The organism is Microbacterium forte, from assembly GCF_031885415.1.
In the GTDB taxonomy this organism is placed as follows: domain Bacteria; phylum Actinomycetota; class Actinomycetes; order Actinomycetales; family Microbacteriaceae; genus Microbacterium; species Microbacterium forte.
This window is the reverse complement of sequence record NZ_CP116871.1, coordinates 2329009-2341979: the sequence shown is the minus strand read 5'-3', so window position 1 is coordinate 2341979 and position 12971 is coordinate 2329009. Positions and strand designations below refer to the sequence as shown.

13 protein-coding genes are annotated in these 12971 nt (G+C 68.3%); 5 read left to right on the top strand and 8 right to left on the bottom strand.

The features are described from left to right. Positions 1–175: 175 nt before the first annotated feature. Positions 176–763 carry a hypothetical protein gene (locus OB895_RS11235; protein ID WP_311877687.1) on the top strand — a complete coding sequence of 196 codons (588 nt, stop codon included), beginning with the start codon at positions 176–178 and terminating at the stop codon, positions 761–763. A 50-nt stretch (positions 764–813) separates the two neighbouring features. Here OB895_RS11235 and OB895_RS11230 read toward each other — a convergent pair whose 3' ends face one another. Beyond that, entirely contained in the window at positions 814–2220 is a 1407-nt protein-coding gene (locus OB895_RS11230) for an MFS transporter (RefSeq protein WP_311877685.1), read from the bottom strand. 75 nt (positions 2221–2295) lie between these two features. Between OB895_RS11230 and OB895_RS11225 the strand changes: the two genes are divergently transcribed. Continuing rightward, a complete protein-coding gene (locus OB895_RS11225; RefSeq protein ID WP_052492972.1) occupies positions 2296–2877 on the top strand; it encodes a helix-turn-helix domain-containing protein in 582 nt (193 codons plus the stop codon). A 3-nt stretch (positions 2878–2880) separates the two neighbouring features. On the opposite strand, the gene OB895_RS11220 is transcribed toward OB895_RS11225, so the two are convergent. The 7 genes from OB895_RS11220 to OB895_RS11190 all read right to left on the bottom strand — a co-directional run bounded on the left by OB895_RS11220 (position 2881) and on the right by OB895_RS11190 (position 8853). Next, the gene (locus OB895_RS11220) at positions 2881–4026 is read right to left on the bottom strand and encodes an FUSC family protein (RefSeq protein ID WP_311877682.1); all 1146 of its coding nucleotides are present in this window, start codon (positions 4024–4026) and stop codon (positions 2881–2883) included. Between the two features lie 158 nt (positions 4027–4184). After that, positions 4185–4871 carry a hypothetical protein gene (locus OB895_RS11215; RefSeq protein WP_042541219.1) on the bottom strand — a complete coding sequence of 229 codons (687 nt, stop codon included), beginning with the start codon at positions 4869–4871 and terminating at the stop codon, positions 4185–4187. After that, positions 4871–5788 carry an ABC transporter ATP-binding protein gene (locus tag OB895_RS11210; protein ID WP_311877680.1) on the bottom strand — a complete coding sequence of 306 codons (918 nt, stop codon included), beginning with the start codon at positions 5786–5788 and terminating at the stop codon, positions 4871–4873. Before OB895_RS11210 ends, OB895_RS11215 begins: the two co-directional genes overlap by 1 nt. Beyond that, positions 5785–6192: a GntR family transcriptional regulator gene (locus OB895_RS11205; protein WP_042541223.1), complete on the bottom strand. Its 408-nt coding sequence runs from the start codon at positions 6190–6192 to the stop codon at positions 5785–5787. Before OB895_RS11205 ends, OB895_RS11210 begins: the two co-directional genes overlap by 4 nt. A gap of 200 nt (positions 6193–6392) precedes the next feature. Next, on the bottom strand, positions 6393–7193 hold the full coding sequence (locus OB895_RS11200; RefSeq protein ID WP_311877678.1) for an efflux permease Rv1217c-related protein: 801 nt from the start codon (positions 7191–7193) through the stop codon (positions 6393–6395). Further along, positions 7190–8200, bottom strand: coding sequence for an ABC transporter ATP-binding protein (locus tag OB895_RS11195; protein WP_311877677.1), 1011 nt, complete (start codon positions 8198–8200; stop codon positions 7190–7192). Before OB895_RS11195 ends, OB895_RS11200 begins: the two co-directional genes overlap by 4 nt. After that, positions 8197–8853, bottom strand: coding sequence for a TetR/AcrR family transcriptional regulator (locus OB895_RS11190; RefSeq protein WP_311877675.1), 657 nt, complete (start codon positions 8851–8853; stop codon positions 8197–8199). Before OB895_RS11190 ends, OB895_RS11195 begins: the two co-directional genes overlap by 4 nt. A 61-nt stretch (positions 8854–8914) precedes the next feature. Here OB895_RS11190 and OB895_RS11185 point away from each other — a divergent pair, with 61 nt between their 5' ends. From OB895_RS11185 to OB895_RS11175, 3 genes are all read left to right on the top strand, one after another. Continuing rightward, positions 8915–10117, top strand: coding sequence for a methyltransferase (locus OB895_RS11185; protein ID WP_311877674.1), 1203 nt, complete (start codon positions 8915–8917; stop codon positions 10115–10117). A 468-nt stretch (positions 10118–10585) separates the two neighbouring features. After that, positions 10586–11887: a quaternary amine ABC transporter ATP-binding protein gene (locus OB895_RS11180; RefSeq protein WP_042541227.1), complete on the top strand. Its 1302-nt coding sequence runs from the start codon at positions 10586–10588 to the stop codon at positions 11885–11887. Further along, positions 11887–12909: an ABC transporter permease gene (locus tag OB895_RS11175; RefSeq protein ID WP_042541229.1), complete on the top strand. Its 1023-nt coding sequence runs from the start codon at positions 11887–11889 to the stop codon at positions 12907–12909. The genes OB895_RS11180 and OB895_RS11175 overlap by 1 nt, the downstream gene beginning before the upstream one ends. Positions 12910–12971 lie beyond the last annotated feature (62 nt).

Sequence of the window (12971 nt, the reverse complement as noted above, 5' to 3'; positions counted from 1 at the left end):
CACCGCCGTTTCGAGGAGTGCGGAGGAACCTCCGGCCTGGCGCAACAGGGTCTGTGAACGTAAAGTGAGGACGCCGTGGGCGTCGGCCCCGCGATGGAGCCTGGGGGGCCTGATGCGAAGTGCGACGAGTGCGAACGAGGCGGGACAACCGGAACCTGGAGCGCGCCTCGGCGCGTTGCCCAATCGGACGCTGCTGTGGGGAGCAGGGGCGCTGCTCGTTGCGGCACTGAGTCAGGCAGCGTATTCGGTGCTTCGCCCCACCATGACCTGGCAGTATCGAGTCGCCTATCTTCCCGGTGCGCTCATACCGACTCTTCTTCTTGCGGCTCTGATCGTGTTCGCGGTGGGGGTACGAGGCGGCGGCAGCGTGGTGGGCGAGAGCATCGTGGGCAGGATCGCCCTGATCGGCTTCGGCGTCTGCCAGGCATACGCCGGTTGGTTCGATCTTCTCGGGATCCAACTCACCGAGCCACCTGCGTACGGCTTGATCGTGGCGGCGGTCCTGGGCCCCGCGTTCCTGATCGTCTCCGTCATCGTCATCGCATGGAGAGGAACTCTGCCCGGCCTGTGGCGCTTTGCTCCCGCGATCATCGTGGCGGCGCTGATCGCCCGATTCTGGTACGTGCTCACCTTCAGCCAAGACGTCCTCACCTTCTTCAGCATCGATGCCGCGGTGATTCTCGCCCAGGTTCTGCTCGGGAGTCTGTCGCTGTTCCTCTCTTACCGTGTCGCGAGACTCGCCGCGAGTACTCGATCGAAGTGACACACCGCGACGGCCGCCGCCCACGCGGCTGGCCCGGCGTCCGGAGCAACTCAGGCGTTCTCGTACTGCTTCGCGTGCTCGGCCCAGCGCGCCTCGACCGGCAGGGCGCGCAGCGCGCGGTTGCCGAGCGCGAGGGCGACGGCGACGATGCAGAGCGCCGCGCACACGAGGATCGTCCATTCGCGGCCGATCCAGGTGAGGCCGAAGCCCGCGATCAGCGGCGCGAGCGGCAGCGCGCCCATGCCGAGAACGCCCGCGGCACTGTTCGCCCGTCCGAGCAGCTGTGTCGGCGTCGCGACCATGAAGTAGCCCATCATCCCCGCGTTGAGGGCGGGAAGCAGCAGCACCGAGGCGCCGAGCACGACGACGATCGCCCACGGTTCGGTGACCGTCGAGAGCAGGATCGAGCCGATCGCGCCCCCGGAGAGACCCGCGATGGCGAGGACTCCCGTGCGGATGCGCGGGACGAGCATCGGGGCGACGATCGCCCCGACGAGCATGACCGCACCCACGCCAGCGCCCAGCGAGCCGATCAGGAGCTCGGAGTAGCCGGCCTGCTGGAGTGCGTACATGACAGTCGTGATCGCGGCGTTGAAGCCGAGGTTGATGATCGTGATGATGAGGAGCACGCCGCCCAGGTCTGGTCGGGAGAACAACCAGGCGAAGCCCTCGCGGAGCTCTGCCCATGCGCTGGTCTTGCCTCGCGCACCGGCATCCGATGCGGTGTCTGGGGGGAGGCCCAGACCGTCTGCCGGATCCGCGGCGAGCCCCGCGGCGATACGCCCGTCGCTGTTCGGATGCTCTCGGGACGGCCGCTCGGCATCTGCATCGGCCTCCGCCCCCGTGTCGGTGATTCCGGCGCGGCGCGCCGCTCGCTGCAGCATCCATGCCGTCACCGCGGCGACGGCGTGGCAGAGAGTCATGACGGCGCCGACCAGCCAGCCGCCCACGCCGAGAAGCAGTCCGCCCAGAGGGCCGCCGGCCAGCTGCAGCGCGGCATCCCGCCCCTGGTTCGCCGCCTGAGCCCTGCCCATCGCGTCGTCGGGCACGATCTCCTTGATCGCGCTCTCACCGGCGACGTCGAAGAGACCGCTGCGCGCGGCCAGCAGCACGTTCGCCGCGAGCAGGGTGCCGAAGGTGAGAGCATCGGCGAGAGCCAGCAGTGTGAAACCCCCCGCCAGCAGGATGCCGATCAGCGAGCCGATGAGCATGAGGACGATGCGCCGGTGCCGATCGGCCAGGATGCCGCCGGCGAGCGTGAGGATCAGGCGCGCGACCATGCCCGCACCGCCGATGATTCCCGCTTGAGCGGGGTCATCGGTGACCACCAGGGCGAGCAGGGGGATCGCGAAGGCGAACAGCGTCGCCGCGAGACCCTTGCTCGTGTCGCTCACGAGCCAGGTCAGATACCGGGCGTTCCGCCAGAGCCGGTGTGGTGCGGTCACGGTCGTCGTCATGCTCTAGAGAGTAGTTCCGCAAGAAGACTTGCGCAACTACTCTTGCGCAATGACTCGTGCGAGTAGGATCTGAGCATGGGCGACGGCATTCACGGTGAAGATCCCGTATGGATGACGACGGCCATGCTCAAGGCCTACACGCATCCACTGCGGCGAAAGATCCTTCGCCTGCTCGCCCGACGCCACCACATGCGCGCGGCCGACATCGCCGCCGAGCTCGAGGTCGCCGCGAACAGCGTCAGCTTCCACCTGCGCACCCTCGCTGATGCGGGCCTCATCGTCGAGGCTCCGGAGCACGCGCGAGATCGTCGAGACCGCGTCTGGGCGCCGGTGAAGGGTGCGATGAGCGTGGGCGACCCCGACCACCCGGTGGCCGACGAGGAGCTCGGCGACGCCGTCGTGCGAGCCGTGGCCACCGAGCACCAGGACCTTCTCCAGCGTGTGATCGCGTGGTCGCCCGAGTACTACGGAGGTCGAGCCTCGGGCATCCACGCCGTGTTCCAGCAGCGGACCACCCGGCTCACCGAGGCCGAGTTCACGGCGGTCATGGAGATCTTCGACAAGGCGGTGGCCGAGGCTGAAGCCGCGCATGACGATGACGATCCTGAAGGCCGCTTCTGGCAGATCGATCTCGTCGCCGCCGACGACACGATCTGACCGCTACGCGCCCTCCGGCTCCGTCGCGGCCTCGTCCTCCGCTGTCTCTTCCGGCTCCCGATGGCCGCTGAGGATGAGGATGCGGCGCAGCTGCATGGCCGCGAGCACGCCGGGGCCCATCGAGCGCCGCACATCGATCGTGCGGTCGTCGACGGTCGCGAGCAGCAGCCTGATCGCACGGGCCGCCTCCCCGCGAGCGCGGTGATCTGCGGGCGTGAGCGGATCCTGCTGCACGATGACCTCGGCGACGGCGTGGCACGCGGCCGAGAGCGGTTCGGGCAGCGCCGCATCCAGTTCGAGCGCGCCAGGGCGATCCCAGATGGTGTCGGCGACCTCGTCGGAGATGTCGCGGATCAGGTGGGCGATGCGATCGAGTCGCGCGAGTTCGGCGTGGATGTGCTGCGTCTCTCCGCGGCGCCCGAACGCACGTGGGTTGCCTCGCCGGCTGTCGTCGGCGTCAGACAGCGCGGTGCGAAGCTCTGACGTCGTGTCGGCGAGCGATGACGCATCGTCGGCCCACTTCTCGTGCTCCGGGGGCCAGGATTCCGAGACGGCCGATCCGATGTCGTGCAGGTGCTCGCTCAGCTGCGTGCGGAAGGCGTCGACCTTGGCCGCGGCGGCGAGAGTGAGCGGCGCGGGGGCGATCACCAGGTTCACGATGAGACCGACGACCACTCCGACCCCCATCTGCACGAGGTAGCCGAGCGAGTACTCGTCGGCGTTCTGGCCGCCGACGATCAGCACGAACAGCGCGGCCATCGGCACGTACTCTCGGCCGACGCCGAACCAGCCGGTGCCCGAGACCAGCACGCCGACGCCGACGACGGCCGGGATCGACCACCACGTCGGCCCTACGGTCAACACGACGATCGCGGCGAGTCCGATGCCGGTGGCGAGTCCGAGCAGGGTCTGCAGGCCCGATCGCACCGATCCCATCAGCGTCGGATACATGCTGACCAGCGCGCCGAGCGGCGCGTAGTACGGGTACTCGTCGGTGACTCCGGGCGTGTGAGGGGCGATCAGCCACGCGAGTCCGACCGCCAGTGCGGTCTTGGTGACGAGCAGCAGCCGGGCGGGGTCGACCGCCTCGCGCAGCGAGCGCACGATGCCAGGGCGGCGCGCGCGCACTCGTGTTCTGATGTTCGTCACGGCATCCTCTCGTCATCCTCCCCGAAGGGATGACGCTAGCCGTTCGGCATCCGTCCTCGCACCTGGTTGCATCTGGCGGTGAGGGCGGGTAGCGGTCGGAACGCGACGACGCCGGCCGCCCCGTGAGGAGCGACCGGCGCCGAGTGATCACCGGGTGATCAGGGGATGGCCCTGCGGAAGGCGAGGAACGATATGCCCGCGAGCACCGCGGTCGCGACGAGGCCCCACAGTGCGAGTCCGAGCGCGCCGGCGTCGAGGATCCCCCGCCACACCTCATCCCACAGCTCGAGTCTCGTGGCGAGGAAGGCGAGTCCCACGAGGATGAGGCCCAGACCGACGCCCGCGATGGTGAGAACGGTGGGGCCCCAGCTCTTGTAGATCGTCGCCCCGGTGAAGCCGACGACGAACAGGAAGAGGGCGAGGGTGAAGTACACGGTGAACGCCCCGAGCGGACCCGCCTCCCACAGCCACGGCAGGTAGAACACGTAGCCGTTGATGCCGTATCCGTTCGTCAGCGTCTCGATGCCCCCGCCGATCAGGAACACGATCCCCAGGAACGCGCTGCCCAGGATCGCCGTGAGCATGGTCCCGAAGAAGAAGTCGCGCCGGGTGATGCTCATCGCCTGCGAGAACGGGAAGGTCAGTGTCATCGCCGAGAGGCCGATGGCGAAGAAGTACCAGAGCGGAGCCTGGCCGCCGCCGCCGTACTTCGGGCCCTCGGTCGGGATCATCGCGTAGATGAGTATCGAGATGACCACCGCGGAGCCGAGGATGATCAGCGGCACCCAGATGAATGTCTGGCGGTTGATCAGCTGCAGGCGGATGACGTTGAGTGTGCGTCGCATCAGCGGACCTCCTCTTTCGCGGCTGAGGCTCTGGTGGCAGAGCCCGCCTCGGCCTTCTGGGTGAGACGCACGATCAGCTGCTGCAGCGACACCGGAGCGAGATCGAGACCGGATGCCGCGACCTCGGCGCGCTCGGCGGCGGACAGCGCCCCGAGCACGGTGACGGAGGCGACTCGGCCGAGGGCCTCCCGGTGCAGAACCTCGCGGCCGGATGCCCAGGCGTCGACCTTGGCGGCGTCGCCGACCACGGTGACGGCGCGGTCGCGCACGGCATCCGTGTCTTCGTCGAGCAGGATCTGACCGTTGTCGATCACGATGACCTTCTCGATGAGGTTCGACACCTCGTCGATCAGGTGCGACGAGAGGACGATGGTTCGCGGGTGCTCGGCGTAGTCCTCGAGCAGGCGGTCGTAGAAGATCTGTCTGGCGACCGCGTCGAGACCCAGGTAGGGCTCGTCGAAGAAGGTCAGCTCGGCGCGCGAGGCGAGACCGATGATGACCCCGACGGCCGAGAGCTGGCCGCGCGAGAGCTTCTTGATCGTCTGCTTCATCGGCAGCTGGAACTGCTCGATGAGCTCGTCGGCGAGTTCCTGGCTCCAGTTGCGGAAGAACAGGCTCGCAGCCTTGAACGCGTGACGCGGGTATGCGTCGTCGGGGTACTTCTGGCTCTCGCGCACGAAGCAGATGCGGTTGAGGACGTGCGTGTTCTCGTAGGGGTGCTCGCCGAAGACGCGCACGGTGCCCGACGACTCGAAGTTCTGCGCGGTCAGGATCGACATGAGCGTGGTCTTGCCCGCCCCGTTGCGGCCGAGCAGTCCATAGATCGCGCCGCCCTCGAGGGTGAGCGACACGTTGTCGAGTGCGTTCTTCTCCTTGTAGTGCTTCGTGAGGTTCTGCACCTCGATGACGGCGGTCATGCGGGGGTCTTCCCTTCTGTCTGGGGTGTCTGCGATGTCTGGGCTGCCTGCGCTGCCCGCTCGCGGAGCAGGGCGGCGAGGTCTTCGGCGCCGAGCCCCAGCGTGCGGGCCTCGGCGAGGAGCGGGTCGATGTAGCGGTCGGCGAATGCGGCGCGGCGCTCGCCGAGGAGCAGATCCTTCGCTCCGGCGGCGACGAACATGCCGATGCCGCGGCGCTTGTACAGCACTCCCTTGTCGGTGAGCATGGCGACTCCCTTGGCTGCTGTCGCGGGGTTGATCCGGTAGAAGCCGGCGAGCTCGTTGGTCGAGGGCGCCTGCGATTCCTCCGAGAGTGAGCCGTCCAGGATCGAGTCCTCGATCTGCTCGGCGATCTGGAGGAAGAGCGGCTTGCCTTCTTCGATCACGAGTCCTCCGCTGTGGTTGATGGGTTAGTTACTCGACTAGGTAACCACTGAACCTGGATCGTGTCAACGGTCTTTTCCGTCTGCGGCGCGCCCGCGGTCGAAAAAGCACCCGAAGTCGCCGATTCGGGTGCGTTTTTGACCACGCCAGGGGCAGTGGGTGGGGGCGGGGAGGTCGCGCGGGGCAGTAGACGCGAACGGGGTCAGCCGCGGAGGTCGCGAGCGCGCAACGCGAAGACCGAGGCGACGACGAACACGATCGCGAGGCCCCAGGCGAGGGCGAGTCCGCCGAGGTCGACGCCCTCGGAGAGCGGCGGTCGCTGGTAGACCCATGCGTAGGGGGAGAGGGCGTTCAGCCACTCGAGGTCCTTCGACTGCTTCGCCAGCGCCTGGAGGATGTAGCCCAGCACGGCGATGCCCGCGCCGACCCCGGTCGCCCAGATGCGGCGACCGGTCGCGGCGCCGGCGAGCAGGGCGGCGGATGCCGTGAGGAACGCGAGACCCGTGAGCGCAGCGCTCGCTCCCACGATGTTGCGGTCGTCGATGCCGAGTTCGGAGGGGCCGTTCAGGGCCCAGACGACGAGGCCTGCGAAGGCGCCGAGCCACAGCAGCCTGACGAGCACGGCCAGAGCGGACTCGAGTGCATACTGACCGCGGCCGATGCCGTGCGCGAGATCGAGCTCTGCTCGTCCGCTCTCTTCGGCGCCGGCGATGGCCGCGGACCCCCAGATCACCGCCGCGATCGTCAGCAGCAGAAAGCCGATCAGGCCGAAGAACGTGCTCTGCGCGTATCCGGCACCCGTCGAGATCTGGTCATATCCGAGCGTGTCGACGAGCTCCTTCGGCAGCGACGAGATCATCGCCTCGAGCTGACCGTCGCCGCCGAGACTCGAATACAGCGGCAGATAGAGGAACAGCACGGCGGCGATGCCGATGGTCCACCCGAGGAGGCTGCGCCACGACTCGCGCAGGTTGCGCCGGAACACCGGCAGGATGCCGTTCATCGCCGGCCCTCCCTGCCCCGGCGGGCGCGTCTCGTCGGCGGCTCGTTCGTGAGGGCCGCCTCGCTCGTGGCAGCGCCGACGTTCGCGGCAGAGGCGCCGTAGAGCCGCAGCACGGACTCCTCGAGGTCTGGTTCCTCCACGGTCAGGTCGCTCACCTCGAAGCGGGCGAGCACCTTGATGAACGGATCGATCGCGCCGTCCACGGTGCCGGAGATGCTCAGGATGCCGTCGGAGTCATGCATCTCGACTCCGCCGAGACCGGGCACGCGATCGAAGTCGGCGCGGGCGGCCGCGGCATCCGTCGTCGAGATCTCGGCTCGCACGCGGCGGATCGACCCCAGGCGCAGCGAGGCGACATCGCCGTCGGCGACGACCCGCCCGTTCGCGAGCACGGCGACCTCGTCTGCGGTCTGCTGGATCTCGCTGAGCACGTGCGAACTCAGCAGCACGGTCTGCCCGGCGCTCTTCGCCTCGCGGACCATCTGCAGGAACTCGCGCTGCACCAGTGGATCGAGGCCGCTGGTGGGCTCGTCGAGGATGAGCAGCTCGGGCCGGTGCATGAACGCCTGGATCAGCCCGACCTTCTGCTTGTTGCCCTTCGACAGGGTGCGCACGGGGCGCGACAGGTCGACCCCGAGTCGGTCGGCCAGCTCCCGGCCGGTGCGGAGAGTCGCGGTTGCATCGCGGGATCCGGAGACCTGGGCGTAGAACGACAGCATCCGGTGTCCGCTCGATCGCCCTTCGAGGTGCAGCTCGCCCGGAACGTAGCCGATGCGCCGTCGCAGCGCGGCGCCGCCGTGGCGGGGGTCCTCACCGAGCACGCGCACCGAGCCGGATGACGGGCGGATGACGTCGACGAGTGTGCGCAGCGTCGTCGTCTTGCCCGCGCCGTTGGGGCCGATGAGTCCGAAGACGGTGCCTGGTCGCACGTGCAGGTCGAGCTCGTGCAGCGCGATGCGACTGCCGTAGCGCTTCTGCAGACGGTCGATCTCGATCGTGTCGGTCATGATGCGTCTCCTCCCGAGGTGTTCCCCTCAGCCGCGAGTGCGTCTCGCGCACCGTCGAGCAGTGCGGTCGTCGAATAGATGCCGTGGGTGAGCAGCTCCAGCGTCGGCAGCGTGGTGCGCAGGAGCCCAGCGGGACTCAGCTGGTCCATTCCGAGGGTGCGGGCGATCTGGGCGCGCATCACGACGGGTCCGAGGCCGATCAGGGTCAGCAGCAGAGTCGTCATCTCGGGGTCGCTCATCGGTTCGAGCATCCCGGCGTCGCGCTGTTCGGCGAGCACGGCGCGGGTGTTGGAGAGGAAGCTGTCGAACAGTCGATCGGAAGCAGCCGAACCGTCGACGAGCATCCTCGCGAGGTAGTCGATATAGGGGCCGTATCGCTCGAGGTCGTTGAGGGCGGTGCGGATGCGGTCGCGAGTCGGCGCGACGATGATGTCGTGCTCCTCGTCGATGAAGACGCCGACCACGTAGTCGTCGCACTCGCTGCGGAGGGCGTTCTTGTCGCCGAAGTGGTGCACGATCAGAGCCGGGCTGACACCGGCCTCCCTGGCGATCGCGCGCAGGCTCGCAGCGTCGTAGCCATCGCGGGCGAAGGCGGCGATGGCGGTGTCGCGGATGCGGGCGCGAGCCGTGATGTCGTCGGAGGTTGAACGCATGTACAGCAGACTAAACATGTGTTCAGTCCGTGTCAAGGGAGGGCGCTCCTAGGCTGAAGGGGTGGACTTCCCCTTCGATCGACTGCGCCGTTGGCCCGACGTCGAGGCCGACAACCTGCAGGCCCACGACGCGACCGATCTGCTGCTGGTCGAGCGGGCTCTCGCGCTCGGGGTCGCCGGGTCGGACATCGCGGTGATCGGCGACGAATACGGCGCGATCACCCTCGCGCTGACGGATGCCGGTCTCGACGGCATTCGCGTGCACCAGGACCTCGCGACCGGTCGCCGTGCGCTGGCTCGCAACGCCGACGAGCTGGGCCTCTCGGGGTTCTCGTCGCACGAGCTCGATGCCTCTCTGCTCGACCGCGCCCGACTCGTGCTGCTGCAGCTGCCGAAGGCGCTGGCAGAGCTCGAAGAGATCGCGGATGCCGTGGCGCGCTGGGCCGTCCCGGACGTCGTGCTCGTCGCCGGCGGCCGCGTGAAGCACATGGCCATCGCGCAGAACGAGGTGCTGGGGCGCAGCTTCGCGCATGTGCAGGCCGAGCGGGCGGAGCGCAAGTCACGGCTGGTCGTCGCATCCGGGCCGCGACCGGTGCCGTCAGAGCCGCCGTTCCCCGTGACAGCGCGGCACGGCGGCGTGACCCTCGTCGCGCACGGCGGTGCCTTCGCGGGGGCTCGCCTCGACATCGGCACGCGTGTGCTGCTCGAGGTGCTCGGCCTCGACGGTTCACAATTCAGCACGGGTGAGCCGGCACGGACTGAAAACGCCCCAGAATCGGCCGATGTGGCCGGTTCATGCTGCGTTGTGAACGCCGAAGAGCCGAGCCCGCCCCCGGTCGTCGTCGACCTGGGCTGCGGAACCGGCGCGCTCGCCGTCTCGTACGCTCTCGCGCACCCCGATTCCCGCGTGATCGCGACCGACAGATCGGCAGCGGCAGTGGCCTCCGCCCGCGCAACGGTCGCCGCGAACGGCGTCGCAGACCGCGTCACCGTCATGCACGACGACGCGGGCTCCGAGATCGCGGACGCCAGTGCCGATGTCGTGCTTCTCAACCCGCCTTTCCATCTCGGCAGCAGCGTGCACACCGGGGCAGCGACCCGTCTGTTCGAGGCCGCGGCCCGCATCCTCCGCCCCGGCGGAGAGCTGTTCACGGTCTACAACTCGTCGCTCGGCTACCGAGCTGAGCTCACCCGCCTCGTCGGCGCCACCGAGCAGGTGCATCGCACTCCGAAGTTCACCGTGACGCGCAGCATCCGTCGCTGATCGCGTGCGCCTCGCGAGTCCGAAAGCGCCTCGCGAGTCCGGCTTCCCGGCATCCGGACTTCACAGGTGTACAGGGACGTCGGAAGCGCACGCCACGGTCTCGCGGCGCGCCCGCTGACCCGTGTCGCACCCCGCCACGCCCGACCTCGCACGCGCGTCCGAAACCCGCGCAATCCCCCGGTCAGCCGACGAAACTGAACGTCGATAAAATTGACGGATTTGCCCCTGACCGGCCATTTCGTTACGTTGGTTGGTGGGCCTGACGGCCCGAAGACCAGTCCGCGATCACGTCCTTCTTTCGAATGTGCTGTGCTGCGAAGAGGCGTGGACGTACGGTCGATGCTCTATCGCGGTGGATCCGAAATCCGCCGTCCGCGCCGCCACAGCACCATGTCGAAACGGCCGGGAGGATCACCCGGGCGTAACCGAAGCAGGCTCAGCCACCCGAAGGCGAGCCGCAGGGGAAACGTGTCCGAAATCGCTCTTGAAGCGCGCAATCTGTACAAGGTGTTCGGGAAGAATCCGAGCAGTGCCGTCCGTCGACTGAAGGCCGGTGAGAGCAGATCCGAGGTCGGCGACGCAGGAACCGCCGCCGTCATCGACGCCAGTTTCACCGTGAACCGCGGCGAGATCTTCGTGATCATGGGCCTCTCGGGTTCCGGTAAATCCACCATCATCCGCATGCTCAACGGGCTGCACGACGCGACCGACGGATCGGTCGTCGTGAACGGCGACCCCATCACCGGCATCCCGTCGTCGCGTCTGCGTGAGATCCGCCGCGACCGCATCTCGATGGTGTTCCAGCACTTCGCACTGCTGCCGCACCGCACGGTCGCCGCGAACGTCGCCTACCCCCTCGAGCTGAAGGGCGTCGGCAAGGACGAGCGCCTGAAGAAGGCCGAGGAGATCCTCACCCTGGTCGGCCTCGAGGGACAGGCCGACAAGCTGCCGTCCGAGCTGTCGGGAGGCATGCAGCAGCGCGTGGGCATCGCCCGTGCGCTCGCGGCCGACTCCGACATCCTGCTCATGGACGAGGCGTTCAGCGCCCTCGACCCGCTGATCCGTCGCGAGATGCAGGAGCAGCTGCTCGAACTCCAGGAGAAGCTGCAGAAGACGATCGTCTTCATCACCCACGACCTCAACGAGGCCATGTTCCTCGGCGACCGCATCGCCGTGATGCGCGACGGCCGCATCGTGCAGATCGGCACGCCGGAAGACATCCTCATGGACCCCGCCAACGACTACGTCGAGCAGTTCGTGCAGGATGTCGACCGCGCTCGTGTGCTCACGGCCGCGAACGTCATGGAGCGCCCGCGCCCGGTCGTCGCCGAGACCGCCGGCCCGCGCACGGCGCTGCGCCAGATGCGCGACGCGTTCATGTCGGCCACGTACGTCACGGGCCGCGACCGCAAGCTGCTCGGCATCGTCACCGACCGCGACGCCGTCAGGCTGGTCCGCCAGGGCGTGTCGACCCTCGCGTCGATCATCAAGCCGGTGCCGCAGAGCGTCAGCGAAGACGAGGTCCTCATGAACCTCTTCATCCCGTCGGTGGAGTCGCCGCTGCCGCTGGCAGTGGTGGATGCCACGGGGCGCCTGACCGGCGTGATTCCGCGCATCACCCTGCTCGCCGCCCTGGGCCCCGGCCCCGGAGCGACCGGCGAGCTCACCCTGCCGCTCCTTCCGATGCCGCAGGCCGAGATCGATGCAGTGCTCGATGACGGGTGGACCGCCGACCCGGCGGACGCCGTGAAGACAGAGGAGGTGCGCTGATGGATGGTTTCCGCATTCCCCTCGGCAGCTGGGTCGCGACCGGAGTCGACTGGATCAAGACGAACCTCGACGGTCTGCTCGACGTCATCTCCTTCGTCGTCAGCTTCCTGGTCGACGGACTCACCCGCGCGCTCCTGAGCCCGCATTTCGTCGTCATCATCGTGATCGCCGCGTTCATCGCGTGGCTCGTCCGCTCGTGGCAGCTGGCGATCGGCACGGTCATCTCCTTCGGACTGATCGTGGCCATGGGTCTCTGGGTGCCGGCGATGCAGACGCTCGCCCTGGTTCTCGTCGCGGCGGCGATCGCGGTGCTCATCGCGGTGCCCCTGGGCATCTGGTCTGCCCGCAACGCCACCGTGCGTGCGGTGCTGAAGCCCGTGCTCGACTTCATGCAGACCATGCCCGCGTTCGTCTACCTGATCCCGGCGATCGTGTTCTTCAGCATCGGCGTCGTCCCCGGACTCGTCGCCACCGTGATCTTCGCTCTGCCTCCCGGTGTGCGACTGACCGAGCTCGGCATCCGCGGAGTCGACTCCGAGACCGTCGAGGCCGGCCAGGCGTTCGGCGCCAAGCCGGGTCAGATCCTTCGCGGCATCCAGCTTCCGCTCGCGATGCCGACGATCCTCGCCGGCGTCAACCAGGTCATCATGCTCGCGCTGTCGATGGCGGTCATCGCCGGTATGGCCGGTGCTGACGGCCTCGGAAAGATCGTCGTCGAGGCGATCTCGACCATCAACATCGCCAAGGGCGTCGAGGCGGGACTGGGCGTCGTGCTCATCGCCGTCTTCCTCGACCGTGTCACGGCAGCGCTCGGCGACCTGGGCAGCAACCGCTCGTCGCTGCTCGGCCTGCTGGCTCGTCGTCGTACGCAGAAGCGCCTCGCCGCGGCATCCGCCGAGGTGCCGGCCACAGCATCCGCCCCCGCATCGGCCGAGGCAGCCGCTGCGAAGGATGCCGAAGACGAGGCCGAGCGCATGAAGGCCTCCCCGCGCCGCGCCCCCGTCGGCGGCGGCGTGCACTGACTCATCCCTCCCGCAAGAGAACACGCAACACAGCAGTACACAGCAACACAGCACATATATAC